This window comes from Sphingopyxis sp. YF1 (assembly GCF_022701295.1).
Classification (GTDB): domain Bacteria; phylum Pseudomonadota; class Alphaproteobacteria; order Sphingomonadales; family Sphingomonadaceae; genus Sphingopyxis.
Genome location: NZ_CP033204.1, coordinates 2850016 through 2868038 on the forward strand (window position 1 = coordinate 2850016; position 18023 = coordinate 2868038).

Sequence of the window (18023 nt, forward strand, 5' to 3'; positions counted from 1 at the left end):
CACCGTCGCATCGGCGGACGCGGCGGAACCGGTCGGCGCACGCTCACCCGGAATCTTGACGGCAGCATATCACGCACTATTTAAAGTTACATGAAACGCGACAGCCGGCTCTCGGGCGTGCTCCACGTCCTCCTCCACATGGCCGAACAGGCTGCCCCGATGACGTCAGAACAGCTTGCAGGGGCGATGCAGACCAATCCGGTCGTCATCCGCCGCATCCTCGGCGGGCTGCGCGACGCGGGCTTCGTCCGCAGCGAAAAGGGCCATGGCGGCGGCTGGACGATCGCGCGCGACCTGGCGGCGATCACGATGCACGACGTCTATGATGCCATCGGCCGCCCGAAGCTGATGGCGATGGGCAACCGCACCGAGGCGCCCGGCTGCCTCGTCGAACAGGCGGTCAACGCCGCGCTCGATCCCGCCTTTCGCGATGCCGAGGCGCTGTTGCTCGACCGCTTTGCCGCAGTGACGCTGGCCGAGCTCGCCGCCGATTTCCATGCGCGCAGGACCGCGCGCCCCTCGAACGCACAGGATCATCATCATGGCTGACGGCGCGCAGCATTTTCTCGACAGCTTCAGGGACCCCGCGGCGGTCGCGCGCTACACCGACGGCCCGCGGCGCTTCGTCCCGGGGCTCGACGGTCTCCACCGCATGACCGGCCTGCTTCTCGCCGAGCGCGTGCCCGCCGACGCGCATATCCTCGTCCTCGGCGCGGGCGGCGGACTGGAACTCAAGGCGATGGCCGAAGCCCATCCGGGCTGGCGCTTCACCGGGATCGACCCGGCACGGCAGATGCTCGACCTCGCCGCGCAGGTCATGGGCCCGGACGCCCGCCGCGCCGAGCTGATCGAAGGCTATATCGACGATGCCCCCGCCGGTCCGTTCGACGGCGCCACCTGCCTGCTGACGCTCCACTTCCTCGAACGCGACGAGCGCATCCGCACCGCCGCCGCCATCCGCAAGCGGCTCAGGCCCGGTGCGCCCTTCGTCGCCGCGCACGGCAGCTTTCCGCAGGAAGCGGGCGCGCGCGACCGCTGGCTCGACCGCTACGCCGCCTATGCCATCGCCTCGGGCGGCGACCCCGAACAGGTCGCCAGGGGGCGCGAAGCCGTCGCCACGCACGTCGCGATGCTCAGCCCGGAAGCCGACGAAGCCGTGCTCCGCGCCGCGGGCTTCACCGGGATCGAGCTCTTCTATGCCGCCTTCACCTGGCGCGGGTGGGTCGCCTGCGCGTGACGGTCAGAGCGTGCGATGCATGACGAACGCGTCGACGGCGCCGTGCGCCGGATGATCGAACGCCCCGGGCAGCCGTCCGACGACGTCGAAGCCGAGCGACTGCCACAGCCGCACCGCGCGCGCATTGGTGCTGACGACGAAGTTGAACTGCATCGCCCGAAACCCGCGCGCCCGCGCCGCCTCGAACGAATGCGCCGCCATCGCGCGAGCAACCCCGCGCCCGGCCGCCGCGGCGTCGGTCATATAGCCGCAATTGGCGACATGCGCGCCGCCGCCCGCCTGGTTCGCGCGCAGATAATAGGTCCCCAGCACCGCGCCCGCCGCCTCGGCGACGAACACCGCCTTGTCGGCGCCGAACCAGTAGGCGAGCGCATCCTCCTCGCTCAGCGTGCGGTCGAGCGTATAGGTCTCGCCCGCGCGGATCACCGGCGCGATGATCGCCCAGATGGCGGCGGCATCGGCGCGCGTCGCCGGACGGACCGCGACCGTCACGCCGAAACCCGCCGCCGCATCAGGTGCGATCCGGGTCCATAGGGCCCGTCCTCGCCCGGCGCGGCATAGGCGAAGCCCTGCGCCGACCAATAGCTGTCCGCGCCGTGGACCGCGACGAGCATGACCTCGTCGCACCCCGCCGCCGCCGCCTGTTCAAGCACGAACGCCATCGCGGCGGCGCCGGCCCCCGTCCCGCGCGCCGACGGCAGCAGCGCGATGTCGTGGAGATAATAGCTGCCGGTGGCTTCGGGGATGCGCTCCAGCATCGCCCCGATCTTGGGCGCGGCGTCGCGGTGCCAGGGGTGCGTGACCAGAAATCCGGCGATCGTGCCCCCGGCCTCGAAGATGCGGCACCCGTCGGGATAGAGGGCCAGCCGCTCGGCGTAGACCGCGAGCGGCTCGGTGAAGACCCCGTGCACTTCGTCGGCGATCGCGACGACCGCGGACAGGTCGGCCGCGCGCATCGGACGCCAGCCGCTCACGCCGCGTCCCCGAACGGCGCCACGACCTCGGCGGTGACGCGCAGCGGCCGGCCGCTCGCCTTGTCGAGCAGCGCCCACACCGTCCGCGCGCGGACATGGACCTTTCCGTCCGCGCCGGTGAATTCCATGAAGCGGTCGAACTTCGCCCCCTGCGGCTTGTCGGCGACCCACGTCCGCGCGGTCACCGTCTCGCCCGGGCCGAGCGCGCGCAGATAGTCGATCTCGTGCCGCACCACGACCCAGACATAGGCATCCTTGTGCGCCTGCGGCGCTGCGGCGTCCCAATGGCCCGTCGCGACCTGCTGGATCCACTGGACCCAGACGGCATTGTTGACATGGCCGAGTTCGTCGATGCTCTCGGGCGTGGCGGTGAGCTGGAGGGTAAAGTCTTTCATGCCTGTTGCTTAGCATCCCCCTCCCGCCTGCGGGAGGGGTTGTGAGACTTGCGAACTTGTTCGCTAGTCGCAGCGGGGTGGGCATGCAGCGAGGCCGGTTTGCCCACCCCGCTGCGGCTAGGCAGCAAGCTGCCAAGCCTCGCTACCCCTCCCGCAAGCGGGAGGGGAGGACTACGCCAATTCGACCGTCGTCACCATATAGCCCGCCTCGCGCAACGCGGCGACGAGGCTGTCGAGATGCTCGCGGTCGCGTGCCTCGCACTCGATGTCGGTGATCAGCCCCTTGGCGGGCAGCGTCGTGAAGATGCGCTGGTGATAGATTTCGATGATGTTGACCTGTTTCTCGTCGAACAGCTTCATCACCTTGAACAGCGCGCCCGGCCGGTCCTGCAGGCGGATACGCAGCCGCGCGATGCGCCCCGAGCGCGCGAGGTCGCGCAGCAGCACGTTGGCGAGCAGCCGCGTGTCGATATTGCCGCCGGTGAGCACCAGCCCGACCTTGCGCCCCGCAAACTCCTCGGGATGTGCGAGCATCGCCGCGAGCCCCGCCGCACCCGCGCCCTCGACCACGGTCTTTTCGATCTGGAGCAGCAGGCTGACGGCGCGTTCGAGATGGCGTTCGGCGACGAGCACGATATCATCGTTGAGCCCCGCGACGAGCTTGCGCGTGTAGCTTCCCGGCTCCTTCACCGCGATGCCCTCGGCCAGCGTATCGCCTTCGCACGCCATGTCGACGCCGTTGAGCTCGGCGTACATCGACGGATAGAGCTCGGCCTGCACCCCGACGAGGCGCATGTCGTTCTTGATCCCGCGCGCCGCCGTGCCCATGCCCGCGAGCAGCCCGCCGCCGCCGATCGGCACGATCAGCGTGTCGAGTTCGGGCACATCCTCGAGCATTTCGAGCGCCACCGTCCCCTGCCCCGCCGCGACGTGCGGGTGGTCGAAAGGATGAACGAAGGTCAGCCCGCGTTCCTTTTCGAGCACGCGCGCATAAGCATAGGCGTCGTCGAACTTCTCGCCGTGGAGGACGATCGTCGCGCCGTGGCTTGCGGTCTGCGATACTTTCACCTGCGGCGTCGTGCTCGGCATCACGATCGTCACCGGCACGCCGAGGCGCTTGCCGTGATAGGCGAGGCCCTGCGCATGGTTGCCCGCCGACGCCGCGATCACGCCGCGCGCCTTCGCCTCGTCGTCGAGCAGCAGCAGCGCGTTCAAGGCACCGCGTTCCTTGTACGCCGCGGTGAACTGCAGATTCTCGAACTTCAGCCACACCTCGGCGCCGACCATTTCGGACAGGGTCTGCGAATGGAGCGTCGGCGTGCGCACGACCGCGCCGTTAATTCGCCCCGCCGCCGCGCGCACATCGTCCAATGTGATCGCCGGAAGGTCGGCAGCGGCAAGGGTGGGCTGGTCTGTCATAGGGGTGCGGCCCTACTGTTTCCCGCGCGCGAGGGAAACCCCCGTTCTCTCCGTTCCTTTCAGCGAGGGGTGGTTCTCGTCCCCAACCATGGTTATGGACCCGGAATGAGCGAACAAAAATTGCGCATCGCCTTCATCGGCACCGGCGTCATGGGCGGGCCGATGGCGGGGCATCTGGCCCGCGCCGGCCACCGCGTCACCGTCTACAACCGCACGCGGGCCAAGGCCGACGCCTGGGCCGCGCAATATGGCGGCACCGCGGTCGCCACCCCCGCCGAAGCCGCGGCCGGCGCCGACGTCGTGCTCACCTGCGTCGGCAACGACGATGATCTCGCGCAGGTGACGCTCGGCCGCGACGGCGCGTTCAAGGCGATGACCGCGGACGCGTTGTTCGTCGACCACACGACCGTTTCGGCGCGGATCGCGCGCCAGCTCTCGGTCGAGGCCGAGGGGCTCGGGCTGCTGTGCCTCGACGCCCCGGTCTCGGGCGGCGAAGCGGGGGCGCAGAACGGCACCCTCTCGATCATGTGCGGCGGCCCGAAAGCCGCGTTCGACGCCGCCGAGCCGGTGATGAAGGCCTATGCCGGGCGCATCGTCCATATCGGCGGCCCCGGCGCGGGGCAGACGACCAAGATGGTCAACCAGATCGCGATCGCCGGCGTGCTGCAGGGCCTGTCGGAGGCGCTGCGCTTCGCGCAGGCGTCGAAGCTCGACACCGACAAGGTGTTCGAGGCGGTGTCGGGGGGCGCCGCGGCGAGCTGGCAGATGCTCAACCGCTGGGGCACGATGGCGAAGGACGAGTTTGATTTCGGCTTTGCGGTCGACTGGATGCGCAAGGACCTGGGCCTCGCGCTCGACGAGGCGCGGGTCAACGGCGCGACGCTACCGGTCGCCAGCCTCGTCGACCAGTTCTACGCCGATGTGCAAAAGGCGGGCGGCGGCCGCAAGGACACCAGCTCGCTCGTGACGAGGATGCCCAAATGAAGCGCCTTCTGCCTGCCTCGCTCGCCGCCCTCGCGCTTACCGCGCCCGCGCACGCCGACACGCTCGTCGACAATGTCAACGGCATCACGCTCGACAAGGACGGCAAGCTCGTCCGCTTCACCGGCATGGTCATCGGCACCGACGGCAAGGTCAAACAGCTGCTCGACCGCAAGGACAAGCGCCCCGAGCGCCCCGATTTCAAGGAAGACGGCAAGGGCCGCACGCTCATTCCCGGGCTGATCGACGCGCACGGCCACGTCATGGGGCTCGGCTTTTCGCTGATGCTGCTCGACCTCAGCGAGACGCGGTCGCTCGAGGAAGCGCAGGCGGCGATCCGCAAATATGCCGCCGACAATCCCGAAATGCCGTGGATCATCGGCCGCGGCTGGAACCAGGAGAAATGGGGCCTCGGCCGCTTCCCGACCGCCGCCGACCTCGACGCGGTGGTTCCCGACCGCGCGGTGTGGCTCGAACGCGTCGACGGCCACGCCGGCTGGGCGAACAGCGCCGCGATGAACGCCGCAAAGATCGGCGCGACGAGCAAGGCGCCCGAGGGCGGCCGGATCGAGATGGCGGGCGGCAAGCCGAGCGGCGTGTTCGTCGATGCCGCGATGAGCCTGATCGACAAGGCCAAGCCCAGGCCGCTGGCGCGCGACGTCGACCGCGCGCTCTATCTCGCGCAACAGAAGCTGCTCGAACAGGGGATCACGACGATCGCCGACATGGGCACGACGATCGGCGAATGGCAGGCCTATCGCCGCGCCGGCGACAAAAAGCAGCTCGCGGTGCGCATCCTCAGCTACGGCGGCGACATCGACAATATGGCGCTGATCGCGGGCGGCGAACCGACGCCTTGGCTCTACGACGACAAGCTGCGCATGGTCGGGGTGAAACTCTATCTCGACGGCGCGCTCGGCTCGCGCGGCGCGTGGCTGAAAGCGCCGTACAGCGACGCGCCGGGACAGCGGGGCCTGCCGCTGCTCACCCCCGCGCAGCTGCGCAACAAGATGGTGCGCGCGTCGATGGACAAGTTCCAGGTCGCGATCCACGCGATCGGCGACGCCGCCAATGCCGAAGCGCTCGACGCGATCGCCGACCTCGACGCCGACCTGCCCGGTGAACGCCGCTGGCGCATCGAGCATGCCCAGATCATCGACCCCGTCGACATTCCGCGCTTCGCGCAATTGAAGGTCATCGCCTCGATGCAGCCGGTGCACCAGACGAGCGACCGGAGCATGGCCGAAGCGCGTCTCAGCCCCGACCGGCTGAAGGGCGCCTATGCGTGGCGCAGCCTGTCGGCGTCGGGTGCGCGGCTCGCCTTCGGCTCCGACGTTCCGGTCGAAAGCGCCAACCCCTTTGCGGGGCTCGCCGCCGCCATCTCGCGCACCGACGCCGACGGCCAGCCCTTCGGCGGCTGGCGCCCCGAGGAAGCGGTGAGCCGCGAGGTCGCGCTCGACGGCTTCACGCGCACCGCCGCCTTCGCGGGTTTCGCCGAGGACCGCATCGGCACGCTGATGCCCGGGATGCGCGCCGACTTCCTGATCGTCGGCACCGACCCGATGCTCGCCGGCCCCGACGAGATTCGCCGCATGGTGCCGCTCGAAACCTGGATCGGCGGCTATCGCTACTACAAGAAGGGCGACTGACCCGGTGAGCGTCACGCGCCTGATCCCGCGCCGCGTCGCCAAGCCGTGGGGCCGCGACGACATCGGACCGCTGTTCGATGCAGGCGGCGAGCGGATCGGCGAAATCTGGTTCGAGCTTCCCGAGGGAAGCGCCGAACCCGCGCTGCTCGTCAAATATCTCTTTACCTCCGAAACGCTGTCGGTGCAGGTCCACCCCGACGACGCGCAGGCGCGCGGCGCGGGCGCGGCGCAGGGCAAGGAGGAAGCGTGGCTCATCCTCGACGCCGATGACGACGCGGTGATCGGGCTCGGGCTCGAACAGCGCGTCAGCCCCGAACAATTGCGCGCCGCCGCGCTCGACGGCAGCATCGAGGAGCTGATCGACTGGAAACCCATCGCCCCCGGCGATCATTTCCACGTCACCCCTGGGACCATCCACGCGATCGGCGGCGGGCTGTCGCTGATCGAGGTGCAGCAATATGCCGACATCACCTATCGCCTCTACGACTATGGCCGTCCGCGCGAATTGCATCTCGACGAAGCGATGGCTTGCGCCGAGGCGGGCCCCTATCTGACCGCCAATCTGCGCACGCCGGTCGCGGTCGGCATCGACCGGCTGGTCGACGGCCCCAAGTTCGGCATGGCCGAAATCCATAGCGAGGATTTCGCGGCGCTCCCCGACCTCGGCGCGCGCGGTCCGGTCTGGTTCGTCCCCATCGACGGCGAAGGCACGCTCGACGGCCGAGCGTGGCAACCCGGCGAATGCTGGCTGCTCGGCGACGCCGCCGACCTCGCCGCGCTGGCGGGGCGCGGCCGCGCGCTGGTCGCGTGGGCCACGGCGGCGACAGCATGACGTCGCGCCGCGCGCTGCTCGGCGGCCTCGCCGCGCTGCCCGTCGCGGCCAGCGCCGCCGCGGCCGAACGCAAGGAGCGCAAGGCGAAAAAGCGCAAGGACGCCGGACCGACGGTTCAGCATGTCGACGTCGCGGTAATCGGCGCGGGGGTCTTCGGCGCGTGGACCGCGTGGCACCTGCTGCGCGCGGGCAAGAGCGTCCGCCTGTTCGACGCCTATGGCGCCGGCCACGCGCGCGCCTCTTCGGGCGGCGAAAGCCGCGTCCTGCGCATGGGCTACGGCGCCGACACAATCTATTCGGACATGGCGCGCGACTCGCTGCCCTATTGGAAGAATGTATCGGACAGCGCGAGCGCCCCGATCTTCCACAACACCGGCGTCCTCTGGTTCGCGCCGCAGGGCGACGCCTACACCGCGCAATCGCTCGCCTGGCTCCAGGCGAACCGCGTACGCCACGAGCATGGCGACGTCGCCTGGCTCCAGAATAAATACCGCCAGATCCAGTTCTATCAGGGCGAAAGCGGCATCCTCGAGACCGAAGCCGGCGCGCTGATCGCCGGACGCGGGGTGCAGGAGGTGATCGCCGACGCCGGAATCGCGGTCGAGCGCGTCGTCATGCCCGCCCCCCTCCTGTCGAAGAAGATCCAGCGCCACACGCTGCCCGACGGCGGCACCGCCGATCATCTCGTCTATTGCTGCGGGCCATGGCTCGCCGAGCTCTTCCCGCAGCAGCTGATGTACAAGATCGTCGCGACGCGGCAGGAGGTCTATCATTTCGGCGCGCCGCAGGGCGACACGCGCTTCGCCCCGCCCGAGCTGCCGGTGTGGGCCGATTTCAACAACGGCCGCATCGTCTATGGCATCCCCGACCTCGAAGGCGCGGGGTTCAAGATCGCGATCGATGCGCACGGCCCGGTGATCGATCCCGACACGCTCGACCGCCAGCTGACCCCCGCGGGTATCGCCGAGGCGCGCGCCTATCTCGCGCGGCGCTTCCCGGGCCTTGCCGATGCGCCGCTGATCGGCGGCCGCGTCTGCCAATATGAAAACAGCTCGAACGGCGACTATCTGATCGATCGCTTTCCCGGTCAACCGCACGTCTGGCTCGTCGGCGGCGGATCGGGGCACGGCTTCAAGAACGGCCCCGCGGTCGGCAAGCGCGTCGCCGCACATATCCTCAATGCGAACCTCGCGATCGAACCGCGCTTCGCCTTCGCAACCAAGGGCACGGCGGCGGCGCGCACGGTTTTCTAGGCCGTGCGCAGAAAAGTTGCCGGTTCCCCGGCCTCGTGCCAGACCGGTCCCGCAGCGATGGAGGGGTGATGACCGAAGCACCATATGCGGAACGCAGGTTTGAGCTCGATGGCGAGGAATTGGTTGTCCGCTTCTTCGCGCCATCGAGAGCCCCCGGAGGCGAATTCCAGTGCCGCTATCTTGTAGGATGGCCGGAGCGAGAGTTTCGCCGGTATGCGAGCGGGGAAGATGGTGTCCAGGCGCTCCTGCTCGCCATGCGGACGGTCCATTCCGAACTGGTCGAGAGTGAGGCTTACAAGGCTGGACTCCTGACTTGGTGCGGACAGGCCGATCTCGATCTCCCGCCGACTTGGGATGCCGGTCCGCTATACGATCCGCCGCGGCAGGCTTGAGCCGTTCCTACCGCCGCCGTTCCGGTTCAGGGGCCAATCAGCCGATACGACGAACTGGCCGAGTCCTTCTCGCCATGGCCCGGCCTGCGCCCGTTCGGCTGTGACGCCGCGTTTATGAGACGGGGGCCTGATTTCGCCCTTGCAAGGCCTCGGGGCTTGACCCGGGGGACGCGGCGATCCAGACCCCGGGTAAACCACCCTCGATTGCTTCGCTACGCTCGCAACGACGGGGCAAGAGCGGGGCTCCGATGAAACTCACCGACTGCCACAATATCGACGATTTCCGCGCGCTCGCGAAGCGCCGCCTGCCCTGGCCGGTGTTCGACTATATCGACGGCGCCGCCGACGACGAGGTCACGCGCCGCCGCAACCGCGAAGCGTTCGACGCCTGCGATCTTGTCCCGCGCGTGCTCGCCGGGGTCGACTCCGTCGACATGAAAACGACCTTGTTCGGGCGCGAGATCGCGATGCCGCTCTTCCTCTCGCCGACCGCGCTCCAGCGGCTGTTCCACTGGCAGGGCGAGCGCGCGGTGCTGCGCGCCGCGGCGAACGCCGGCACCGTCGCGGGGATCTCCAGCCTCGCGACGATCGGCCTCGCCGAGGCGGGCGCGCTCACCGATGGCCCCAAGCTGTTCCAGCTCTACGTCCACCACGACGAAGGGCTCAACCAGGCGATGCTCGAAGCCGCGCGCGAAGCGAAATTCGACGCGGTCGCGCTCACCGTCGACACGATCGTCGGCGGCAACCGCGAACGCTGCCTGCGCTCGGGCTTCACCTCGCCCCCGCGCTTCACGGCGCGCAACCTGCTGAGCTATGCGATCAAGCCCGGCTGGGGGCTCAACTATGTCCTGCGCGAGAAGTTCAGCCTGCCCAACCTCGCGACGCACGTGTCCGAAGGGTCGAGCGTCCCCAAATCGGTCGCCGAATATTTCACCTCGATGCTCGACCAGAGCCTCGACTGGAAACGCGCCGAGGCGATCCGCAAAAAATGGGACGGCCCCTTCTGCCTCAAGGGCATCGTCGCGGTCGAGGATGCGCGCCGCGCGGTCGACATCGGCGCCAGCGCGATCATGGTGTCGAACCATGGCGGGCGCCAGCTCGACGGCAGCCGCGCGCCCTTCGACGCGCTCGCCGAGATCGTCGACGCGGTCGGCGACCGGATCGAGGTGATCTGCGACGGCGGCATCACCCGCGGGACGCATGTGCTCAAGGCGCTGTCGGTCGGTGCGAAGGCCTGCTCGGGCGGCCGCCTCTACCTCTACGCGCTCGCCGCGGCGGGCGAGGACGGCGTGACGCGTGCGATCGCCCAGCTGCGCGCCGAGATGGAACGCGGGATGAAACTGATGGGCGCCAAGAGCCTCGCCGACCTGTCGCGCGACAATCTGCGCTGGCGGTAACCCAGTTCGTCATCGCGACCCCGGCGTAAGCCGGGGGAAGCAATCCAGGGCGGGTTTACGCCACTCTGGATTGCTTCGTCGCTTCGCTCCTCGCAATGACGAAGAAGAGGAGCGCTAAGCCGCCGCCTCCTTCTTCCCCACCCCGCCCCAGTCGACGCCGCGCGTCATGTACATCACCCCCGCGAGCGCGATGAACATCAGCACCGACCCGATCAGCAGCGAGTATGCCTCGAGGTTGAGCAGCACATAGAGCAGGGCGTAGAGCCCGATCAGCATCGCCGCGAGGAAGCGCGCGCGTTTCCAGCTCCGCAGCACCGCCGCGCTATACGCCGCGAGCAGCCCGATGATCGCCCCCGACGCGGCGAGATAGGCGGGGGTGAAGCCGATCACCTCGGCAAAGGCGAGCAGCAGCACGAAGAACAGCACCAGCGCCACCCCGGTGAGCAGATATTCGGCCGCCGCGACGCGCGCGCCCGCGATCACGTCGAACATCAGGAAGGCGACGAAGGTGAAACCGATGAACAGGAAGCCGTATTTGATGCTGCGGTCGACCTGGCTGTACAGGTCGACGGGCTCGATCAGGCTGATCGCGACCGCCTTGGCGGTGCCGCCCGACGCTTCCGCCGACGCGGCCGCATCGGCGACCGCGGTCTCGACCGCCATCGCATCGGTGCGCCCGCCGCCGCCATAGCTGACGTTGGGCGCCGACAGGTCGCCGGTCAGCACCTGCGCCTGCCCCAGGGCGAGGTTGGGGATCGCATAGGTCGCGGTGAAACCCTCCGCGCCGACCTTGCGCGTCGCGGGCAGGAAGTCGCCGCCGAAGCTCGGGTTCGGCCAGCTCGATTTGACCGTCCAGCGCGTGTCGACCCCGCGCGGCACCAGCCGGAAATCGCCGAGACCGCGCACCCCGATCCGGTAGTCGACCTTCATCGGCGCCGCACCGGTCCAGTCGACGAAGGCGAAGGTCCCCGAATTGCCCGTCGAGAGCAGCCCCTTGCCCGGCTGGAGCGGCACCGCGGCGCCGTTGACCGCAAGGCTGTTGCCGTCGACCAGCCCGCGCGCATCGCTGATCCCCAGCCGCAGCTCGGCGCGGTCGAGCAGCAGCGCCTCGCGCGCCACGCCGTAGCGCGCGATGTCGGCGGGCAGCACGAAATCGGCGCGTCCCGCGATCTGGCTTTCATAGACGACGGTCTCGTAGATCGCCTTGCGGCGCTTCTCGGGCTTGATGACGACCTCGGCCCTGTTTGTCTGCGGCGACAGATAGAGGTTCCTGACCGTCTCGACCGTGCGCGTCACGTCGCGGCCATTCTCGGTCACCGTCTGCTGTTCGGTGGCGCGATAGGGGATGACGATCACCGGCCCCGCGATCGTCTGCTGGCCGCCCCAGCCCTGCCCGATCGACGCCTGCGCGGTCTCGGCCTGCTGCTGGCGGTCCCACAGCAGGCCATAGACCATCAGCAGCGGCACCATCAGCGCGACCGCGATCAGCACCGCGATCGCCAGCTTCACCCCCGGGCTGCGCTCGCGCTTCTCGCGCTCCCCCCACGGCGACGGCGGGACGGGGGGAACGGATGCGCGCTCGGTCATGCGGGATTTCCTTTCGCTCGATTCATCGACAAAATGGAACGGTTCGTCGCGATCGTCAAGCGACTTGCCATGCGTCGCGGGGCTGCTATCGCTGCGTCGGTGTATCACGCCACATGGGATGAAAGGTTGCGGCGGCCATGACGGCGGACGGGGCAGAGGCGCTGGATGCGCGTCCCTATGACATTTTCATCAGCTACAGCCGCGCCGATGCCGATCGGGCGACGCGGCTGCGCGACCTGCTGATCGCGCGCGGCCACGCCGTCTTTTTCGACGCCGAGGGGATCGACGCCGGCGCCGAATTTCCCGACGTCATCGACCGCGCGGTCAAGGGTGCGAAGGTCGTGCTCGGCTGCTGGACCCCCGCCGCGATCCAGCGCCGCTGGGTCCGCATCGAAAGCCGCATCGGGCTCGACCGCGGCTCGCTGGTGGCGATCGGGCTCGAGAAAATGGACCCCGAGGCGCTGCCCGCCGAATTCTACAACGTCAATGTCGTCGACCTGTCGACCTTCGACGGCAATGCGGCGCATCCGGGCTGGCAGCGCGTGCTCGCGGCGATCGACCGGCGCCTGTCGGGCGGCGGCAGCGCAGCCGGCGCCGCGGCGGACGAAACGCCGCCCGGCCCGGCGCCCGCGGCGCGCCGCCGCCGCCTGTCGCCGCTCGCGCTCGGCGGCGCTGCGGCGCTCGCGATCGCCGCGGTCGCCGGTGGCGGCTGGTATTACAGCGCGCACCTCGCCGCCTTCGATCAGGCCGCGGTCGAGGCGAGCCTCGACAGGACGGTCACCGCGACCGAACCCGTCATCGCCAACGCCGTCGTCAGCGCGCTCGGCGACACCGAGGGTTCGACCAACGGCAAGATTTTCTGGGGACTCGCCCAATTGTTCGCGGTCGACACGGGGCGCGATCCTGCAAAGCTCGCGCGCTTCGACGCCGCGGTCGAAAAATTCCTCGGCGCCGGCTGCCACTGCGTGATCGTCGAGGGCGCGCCCTTCACCTTCGTCTCGCTGTGGACGCTCAAGGCCTATGGCGCCGCCGGACGCGCGCCGCCCGCATCCGTCGTCGACGCGCTGCTCGCGGCGCAGAATCGCGAGGGCTGGTGGTCGAGCGCGATGGACGCCGCCGACCGCCCCGACAATGCCGCGACCTATGTCACCGCCTTTGCGGTCATCGCGCTGCGCGAGGCCGACGCGGCGGTCGCGGGCGACGCGGCGCTCCAGGCCAAAATCCGCACCGCGCGCAGCCGCGCGGTCGAATGGCTGAAGCGGCGGCGTCCGAAATCGGGGGTCAACTGGGCCGACTATCCCGACAACAGCCTGCGCACCGAGGCCCCGTCGATCTCGGCGATGGCGACGCTCGCGCTGCTGCCCGAGGTCGGCGAGGCCGAGGCAAGGGAGATCGCGGCGGGCTTCGTCGCGGGGATCGACAAGCTGTCGCCGATCGACCGCAATTTTTCGACCGACGTCATGGTCGCGCGCGCCGGCGGCGAAACCTATATCGACACCTATCGCCACGTCCCCGCGGGGTGGGAAATCCACGCGCTCGCGAAAAGCTATTCCCTGCTGTCGGGCGACGCGGCGGCAAAGGCCGGACGCCTGCTCGACGAGGCGCGGCAAATCAGCCTCTCCGACCCCCAGCTCGCACGGCAGGACTGGATGCTCGCCGACCAGTATATGGGCCTGCGCGGTGCCCGCGATGCGCTGGCGGAAAGCAAGCGCTAGAACCGTCGAGAAAGGCGGCGGTGCGGGGCTCTCCCAAGGATACGCTCCCCAATGCCCCCGCCGACCGTCCGCCGGTCGCTCACAATCAACCGGGCGTCGATGCTCCCGCGCCGGCACCTCCGGTCCGCAGCAGCATCGATTGCCCCGCGACCGCGAGCAGCGCGCCGTCCTCCGCGAACAGATGTGTCGCGACATGCGCCACGCCGTCGCCGATCCCCTCGACGCGCATCCGGGCCAGCACCCACGTGCCCACCGGCGCGGCGGTGAAGCGGATCATGTTGTCGAGGCTGCTCCCGCTCGCCGGCCGGCCCAGCGCGCCCGGGAGCGCCAGCGCCGCGCAGTCGGCGATCACCGCCAGCCTGCGGCGGTCGAGCGGCGCGCCATCGCGCGGACGGACCCAGCACGACAGGTCGGCATCGCCCGGTCCCGTCCACCCCGCGCGGTCGGGAAATTCGCCCTCCGCCAGCCGGAATTCGAGCAGCGCGTTGAGGTTCGACGACAGCAGGCGCGCGACCGAGCGTTCGGGGCAGGCAGCGGGCGGCGCGACCGCCGGCCGGACGACGCCCTGGTACAGCACCGCGGCGTCGCGGCGCCCGCAGGCGCCGTGTCCCTGGACGAACAGGGCCTCGCCGCACCAGCCCGTCACCCCGCACTGCCGCACCGAGCGGCCATCGGCGGCCAGCGCGACATCGAAGCGCAACCGGTCGCCCGGGCGCGCCTGCGCGATGAACTGCAGCGACGCGAAGATCGCGGGCAGCGCGGTTCGCCGTTCCATCGCCTCGATCGCGGCGGCGAGCGCGATGCCGCCGAACAGGAACTGGCGCCCCGGCGGTCCCACGCACAAGGGCTCGGGCACGCCCGCCGCGAAGCGGGCATCGCCCTCCCCCGCCCGCAGCGCGAGCAACGGCGCGCGGCGCGGCATCATCGCGTCAAACGATCCGCCGGTCATAGGCGGCGACCCGCGCCGCGAGCTGCGCCGCGCGCGCGTCGGCGTCGACCCAGCGCGTGTCGGCGGGCAGTTCGCTTTTCAGCCGGTCGACGCGGGTCAGATGCAGCGTCGATGCGATCGCCGGGCCGTCTGCGCGCATCCGTTGCCAGCGCAGGATCGAAAACACATGCTCGTGCCCCCCGGTATCGAGCCAGTTCCACACCCCCGGATCGCGCCGTGCGATGACGACGCGGATGCGGCCGTCGCGATCGATCGCCGACTGCGCGGCGGTCAGGCTCGACTGGATGCGGTGATAGTCGCGCGAGCGGTAGAGCCATTCGGTGAGCTGCACCGCGGCATAGCCCGCCCCCGCGGGGTCATATTCGAGGATCGCGGCGTCGTCGGGGCCGAGGCGATAGCTGCCGTTCGAAATCCCCTGAGTCACCAGCCCGCCGCCGGCGCCGCGAAAGGATTGCGGCGGCGTGATGCTATTGGGGGCGAGGCCGCTCCACACATTCTGGAACCAGAAATAGAGATAGAGGTCGCCGAGCGCGTGCTCGACGCCGCGCGTCGCCATCTCGTCGACGGTGACCGGCGCCGCCTTCGCGTCGCCCAGCCGTTCGATCGAAAGCTCCAGCGGCGTCTCGGTCGCCCAGTCCATGATCGAATCGCGCACGAACAGGAATTTGACGCCCGGCCGGGTGACCAGCCGGTTCGGTCCCGCATCGCCGCTGCCGTCGTCGATCCACAATTCGAAGCTTCCGTCGTCCGCCAGCTCGAGTTCGTGATCCTCGAGCGTCTGGATCGTCTGCGACGTCCCGTAGTTGGCGGTCAGCGTGAACGAGATGTTCGCGGGCTTCGCATCGCGGATGCGCCCGGCGATGCGGTACCGCGTGCCGTGCTCGACCCCGGCAAGCCGGTAGCAATTGTCGGGATTGTCGCCGCCCGTGCGCGCGCCGGGCACGGCGTGCCCGAACCAGTCGTGGGCGGGCATGAAGTTGCGCACGAAGCGCGGATGCTGCGCGTCCGAAGCCGCCGCCTTGAACAGCCAGTTGTTGAGATATTCGTCGGCGAAGGCGCCGAGCAGCGGGCGCGATTCGGCCGGGATGCGGTCGCCGTATCCGCGCGCGAAGAGCATTTCGATCTGCGTCCGCGCCGCGGCGACGCGCTCGTCGCCCCGCATCGCGCACACATCCGCCTCGGCGACGAACTGGCCGGGGTTGGCGATGGGATTGGTCACTGGCGTTTCTCCCGCTCGATGGAAAAGCGTTCGATATAGGGAGCGAAGGCGGCCTCGATCGCCGCTTCGTCGAGGCCGTAGTCGGCGAGCCGATAGGCGCGCTTCGGCGCCGCGGCGTGGGGATCGGTTTCGAGGTGCCGCGCCATCGCATCGCGCGCGTCGGCGGTGAAGCCGATCCCGAGCTCGTCATAGACGCGCGCGACGGTGGCAAGCGGATCGGTGACCAGATCGGTGAAACGCACGTCGCTCACGCAGGCTTCGACGCCCTCGCAGTCGCGCCATGCCGCATATTCGCCCGTCGCATGTTGCCACGCCGCAAGCTGCTGCGCGCCGATCGCCGCCGGGTCGACCGCATCGTCCGAAAAGAGCGCGCGCAGCCTCGCGAAGAGGCTGGCGATCGACGGGATGACCTTGCCCGGGTCGCGATGGTTCACATAGAGGCGCGCGTCGGGAAAGGCGATCAGCAGCTCGCGCCAGGCGAACAGATGCCCCGGCCCCTTGAGCGCCCAGCGCCGCGGCGGCCCGCCCGCCTGCAGATATTGCATCACCCCGACCTGCCACGCGAAGGCCGAGGGCATCTTGCCGGCAATCGCGGCCTGATAGCGGGGCACGTTCCAGTAGACGCCATAAAGGCTGCCGAGATTGCCTTCCTGCAGGAAGATGCATTCCTCGGGCAGCTCCGATCCGAAAGGATGGATCGCGGTGACGTCGGGCGCGGTCATGCCCTGAAAGGCGAGGATGCGGGCGTAGAGCGCGGCGCGGTCGCCGCCGTCCGCCAGCGGTGCCGGCATCGCGGCTTGCCACGCCGGCACCGCGCGGTTGGCGGGGTCCCGCGCGAACAGCCCGTGGAGGAAGGTCGTGCCCGCGCGCGGCATGCCCGATCCGATCAGCGGCGCGGCGATCCGCTCGGCATCGGCGCCCTTCGCCGCCTTGCGTGCATCCAGATAGCCGAGTCGCGAGACAAGCATCGTCATCAGGCGGCTGTGCGTCCGGCTGCGCCCGGTCGCGGTCAGCGCGGCGCTTGCCTCGATTTCGTCGCAGAGCAGCGCGAAATCGTGGCGGAAGCGGTCCTCGCCCCAGCGCCTGCCGCCCCAGTCGGACAGCCCCGTGCGCGCCTCGGCCTCGGCGAGCAACGCCGCGGCCGCGAGCGGCGCCGCGAAACCGGCGAGCGCCGACGCATAGGCGTCGCTCATTCGCCGGTCACCCGTTCGTAGGCGGCGAGCGGGCCGACCTGCGTTACCCCGCCGTCGACGGGCAGCGTCACCCCGGTGACGAAGCGGCTTTCGGGACCGGCGAGAAACAGCGCCGCCTGCGCGATGTCCCACGCGTCGCCCTCGACCCCGAGCGGCGCGATCGCGCTGCGGATGCGGCGGCGCTCGCCCTCCAGATGCGCGGCGACCATCGGGGTGACGATATGCCCCGGCGCGACGCAATTGGCGCGAATGCCGTCGCGCCCGTACATGACCGCGAGCTCGGCGGTGAGCTGCTGCACCGCCGCCTTGCTGGGGCCATAGGCGGCGTTGCCGTGCGCGCGGATGCCGGCAACCGACGAGATGTTGACGATCGCCCTGCCCTGCCCCGCCAGCAGCGCGGGCATCGCGTGGCGGCACATGTTGTAGATCGTGCCGAGGTTGACCGACAGCACGCGGTCGATGTCGGCGTCGGCGACGTCGTGCAGCCGCCCCGCGCCCGCGCCGATGCCGATATTGTTGACGAGCACGTCGAGCCCGCCGAGCCAGCCCAGGCTCTCCGCGACCATGCGCGCGGCGTCGGCGGGGTCGGCGACATTGCCCGCGACCACCAGCCCCTCGCCGCCCAGTTCGCGCACCAGCGCCAGCGTCGCCTCGGCCCGATCGGCCTCGATATCGAGCAGCGCGACGCGCGCGCCCTCGGCGGCGAACAGCGCCGCAATCGCCTTGCCGGTACCGACCCCGTCGCCGAGCGTGCCGGCGCCGGTGACGATCGCGCGCCAGCCGGCAAGCCGGCGGTGAAAGCTTATGGGCTGGGGCATGGCAGTTCCTTCG

Annotated in this window: 18 protein-coding genes; 9 read left to right on the top strand and 9 right to left on the bottom strand. The window is 69.8% G+C overall.

The window, feature by feature from the left end:
- Nucleotides 1-90 precede the first annotated feature (90 nt).
- Both EAO27_RS13910 and EAO27_RS13915 read left to right on the top strand, forming a co-directional pair.
- Nucleotides 91-549 (top strand): Rrf2 family transcriptional regulator, encoded by a 459-nt coding sequence (locus EAO27_RS13910; RefSeq protein ID WP_242770752.1) that lies wholly within the window; start codon nt 91-93, stop codon nt 547-549.
- A complete protein-coding gene (locus tag EAO27_RS13915; RefSeq protein ID WP_242770753.1) occupies nt 542-1237 on the top strand; it encodes a class I SAM-dependent methyltransferase in 696 nt (231 codons plus the stop codon). The genes EAO27_RS13910 and EAO27_RS13915 overlap by 8 nt, the downstream gene beginning before the upstream one ends.
- A 3-nt stretch (nt 1238-1240) precedes the next feature.
- Here EAO27_RS13915 and EAO27_RS13920 read toward each other — a convergent pair whose 3' ends face one another.
- The 4 genes from EAO27_RS13920 to EAO27_RS13935 form a co-directional block, all read right to left on the bottom strand.
- Complete coding sequence (locus EAO27_RS13920) at nt 1241-1729, bottom strand: GNAT family N-acetyltransferase (protein ID WP_242770754.1); 489 nt, start codon at nt 1727-1729, stop codon at nt 1241-1243.
- Complete coding sequence (locus EAO27_RS13925) at nt 1726-2211, bottom strand: GNAT family N-acetyltransferase (RefSeq protein WP_242770755.1); 486 nt, start codon at nt 2209-2211, stop codon at nt 1726-1728. The genes EAO27_RS13920 and EAO27_RS13925 overlap by 4 nt, the downstream gene beginning before the upstream one ends.
- Nucleotides 2208-2606, bottom strand: a complete 399-nt coding sequence (locus EAO27_RS13930; RefSeq protein WP_242770756.1) for an acyl-CoA thioesterase — start codon at nt 2604-2606, stop codon at nt 2208-2210. Before EAO27_RS13930 ends, EAO27_RS13925 begins: the two co-directional genes overlap by 4 nt.
- Nucleotides 2607-2777: 171 nt before the next feature.
- Nucleotides 2778-4025, bottom strand: coding sequence for a threonine ammonia-lyase (locus EAO27_RS13935; RefSeq protein ID WP_242770757.1), 1248 nt, complete (start codon nt 4023-4025; stop codon nt 2778-2780).
- 105 nt (nt 4026-4130) lie between these two features.
- On the opposite strand from EAO27_RS13935, the gene EAO27_RS13940 reads away from it, so the two are divergent.
- The 6 genes from EAO27_RS13940 (at nt 4131) to EAO27_RS13965 (ending at nt 10529) form a co-directional block, all read left to right on the top strand.
- Nucleotides 4131-5009: an NAD(P)-dependent oxidoreductase gene (locus tag EAO27_RS13940; RefSeq protein ID WP_242770758.1), complete on the top strand. Its 879-nt coding sequence runs from the start codon at nt 4131-4133 to the stop codon at nt 5007-5009.
- Nucleotides 5006-6655, top strand: coding sequence for an amidohydrolase (locus tag EAO27_RS13945; protein WP_242770760.1), 1650 nt, complete (start codon nt 5006-5008; stop codon nt 6653-6655). Before EAO27_RS13940 ends, EAO27_RS13945 begins: the two co-directional genes overlap by 4 nt.
- Nucleotides 6656-6659: 4 nt before the next feature.
- A complete protein-coding gene (locus tag EAO27_RS13950; protein ID WP_242770762.1) occupies nt 6660-7487 on the top strand; it encodes a class I mannose-6-phosphate isomerase in 828 nt (275 codons plus the stop codon).
- A complete protein-coding gene (locus EAO27_RS13955) occupies nt 7484-8740 on the top strand; it encodes an FAD-dependent oxidoreductase (RefSeq protein WP_242770763.1) in 1257 nt (418 codons plus the stop codon). Before EAO27_RS13950 ends, EAO27_RS13955 begins: the two co-directional genes overlap by 4 nt.
- A 68-nt stretch (nt 8741-8808) precedes the next feature.
- The gene (locus EAO27_RS13960; protein ID WP_242770764.1) at nt 8809-9132 is read left to right on the top strand and encodes a hypothetical protein; all 324 of its coding nucleotides are present in this window, start codon (nt 8809-8811) and stop codon (nt 9130-9132) included.
- A 248-nt stretch (nt 9133-9380) separates the two neighbouring features.
- The gene (locus EAO27_RS13965) at nt 9381-10529 is read left to right on the top strand and encodes an alpha-hydroxy acid oxidase (RefSeq protein WP_242770765.1); all 1149 of its coding nucleotides are present in this window, start codon (nt 9381-9383) and stop codon (nt 10527-10529) included.
- 114 nt (nt 10530-10643) lie between these two features.
- On the opposite strand, the gene creD is transcribed toward EAO27_RS13965, so the two are convergent.
- The gene (creD, locus tag EAO27_RS13970; protein WP_242770766.1) at nt 10644-12116 is read right to left on the bottom strand and encodes a cell envelope integrity protein CreD; all 1473 of its coding nucleotides are present in this window, start codon (nt 12114-12116) and stop codon (nt 10644-10646) included.
- A 137-nt stretch (nt 12117-12253) separates the two neighbouring features.
- On the opposite strand from creD, the gene EAO27_RS13975 reads away from it, so the two are divergent.
- On the top strand, nt 12254-13831 hold the full coding sequence (locus EAO27_RS13975) for a toll/interleukin-1 receptor domain-containing protein (protein WP_242770767.1): 1578 nt from the start codon (nt 12254-12256) through the stop codon (nt 13829-13831).
- 85 nt (nt 13832-13916) lie between these two features.
- Here the strand turns inward: EAO27_RS13975 and EAO27_RS13980 are convergent, their stop codons facing one another.
- The 4 genes from EAO27_RS13980 to EAO27_RS13995 are packed head-to-tail and all read right to left on the bottom strand — an operon-like array spanning nt 13917 to nt 18010.
- On the bottom strand, nt 13917-14756 hold the full coding sequence (locus EAO27_RS13980; protein ID WP_242770768.1) for an acyl-CoA thioesterase domain-containing protein: 840 nt from the start codon (nt 14754-14756) through the stop codon (nt 13917-13919).
- A gap of 4 nt (nt 14757-14760) precedes the next feature.
- Nucleotides 14761-15999 (bottom strand): hypothetical protein, encoded by a 1239-nt coding sequence (locus tag EAO27_RS13985; protein WP_242770769.1) that lies wholly within the window; start codon nt 15997-15999, stop codon nt 14761-14763.
- Entirely contained in the window at nt 15996-17192 is a 1197-nt protein-coding gene (locus EAO27_RS13990; RefSeq protein WP_242770770.1) for a sulfotransferase, read from the bottom strand. Before EAO27_RS13990 ends, EAO27_RS13985 begins: the two co-directional genes overlap by 4 nt.
- Nucleotides 17189-18010: an SDR family oxidoreductase gene (locus tag EAO27_RS13995; protein ID WP_242770771.1), complete on the bottom strand. Its 822-nt coding sequence runs from the start codon at nt 18008-18010 to the stop codon at nt 17189-17191. The genes EAO27_RS13990 and EAO27_RS13995 overlap by 4 nt, the downstream gene beginning before the upstream one ends.
- Nucleotides 18011-18023: the final 13 nt, after the last annotated feature.

Excerpts from the sequence above, each read along its gene's own strand:
- EAO27_RS13960 (WP_242770764.1), top strand. The coding sequence starts at position 8,809 with ATGACCGAAGCACCATATGCGGAACGCAGGTTTGAGCTCGATGGCGAG.
- EAO27_RS13930 (WP_242770756.1), bottom strand. The coding sequence starts at position 2,606 with ATGAAAGACTTTACCCTCCAGCTCACCGCCACGCCCGAGAGCATCGAC.
- EAO27_RS13965 (WP_242770765.1), top strand. The coding sequence starts at position 9,381 with ATGAAACTCACCGACTGCCACAATATCGACGATTTCCGCGCGCTCGCG.
- EAO27_RS13980 (WP_242770768.1), bottom strand. The coding sequence starts at position 14,756 with ATGATGCCGCGCCGCGCGCCGTTGCTCGCGCTGCGGGCGGGGGAGGGC.
- EAO27_RS13975 (WP_242770767.1), top strand. The coding sequence starts at position 12,254 with ATGACGGCGGACGGGGCAGAGGCGCTGGATGCGCGTCCCTATGACATT.
- EAO27_RS13910 (WP_242770752.1), top strand. The coding sequence starts at position 91 with ATGAAACGCGACAGCCGGCTCTCGGGCGTGCTCCACGTCCTCCTCCAC.
- EAO27_RS13995 (WP_242770771.1), bottom strand. The coding sequence starts at position 18,010 with ATGCCCCAGCCCATAAGCTTTCACCGCCGGCTTGCCGGCTGGCGCGCG.
- creD (WP_242770766.1), bottom strand. The coding sequence starts at position 12,116 with ATGACCGAGCGCGCATCCGTTCCCCCCGTCCCGCCGTCGCCGTGGGGG.
- EAO27_RS13945 (WP_242770760.1), top strand. The coding sequence starts at position 5,006 with ATGAAGCGCCTTCTGCCTGCCTCGCTCGCCGCCCTCGCGCTTACCGCG.
- EAO27_RS13915 (WP_242770753.1), top strand. The coding sequence starts at position 542 with ATGGCTGACGGCGCGCAGCATTTTCTCGACAGCTTCAGGGACCCCGCG.
- EAO27_RS13990 (WP_242770770.1), bottom strand. The coding sequence starts at position 17,192 with ATGAGCGACGCCTATGCGTCGGCGCTCGCCGGTTTCGCGGCGCCGCTC.
- EAO27_RS13940 (WP_242770758.1), top strand. The coding sequence starts at position 4,131 with ATGAGCGAACAAAAATTGCGCATCGCCTTCATCGGCACCGGCGTCATG.
- EAO27_RS13955 (WP_242770763.1), top strand. The coding sequence starts at position 7,484 with ATGACGTCGCGCCGCGCGCTGCTCGGCGGCCTCGCCGCGCTGCCCGTC.
- EAO27_RS13935 (WP_242770757.1), bottom strand. The coding sequence starts at position 4,025 with ATGACAGACCAGCCCACCCTTGCCGCTGCCGACCTTCCGGCGATCACA.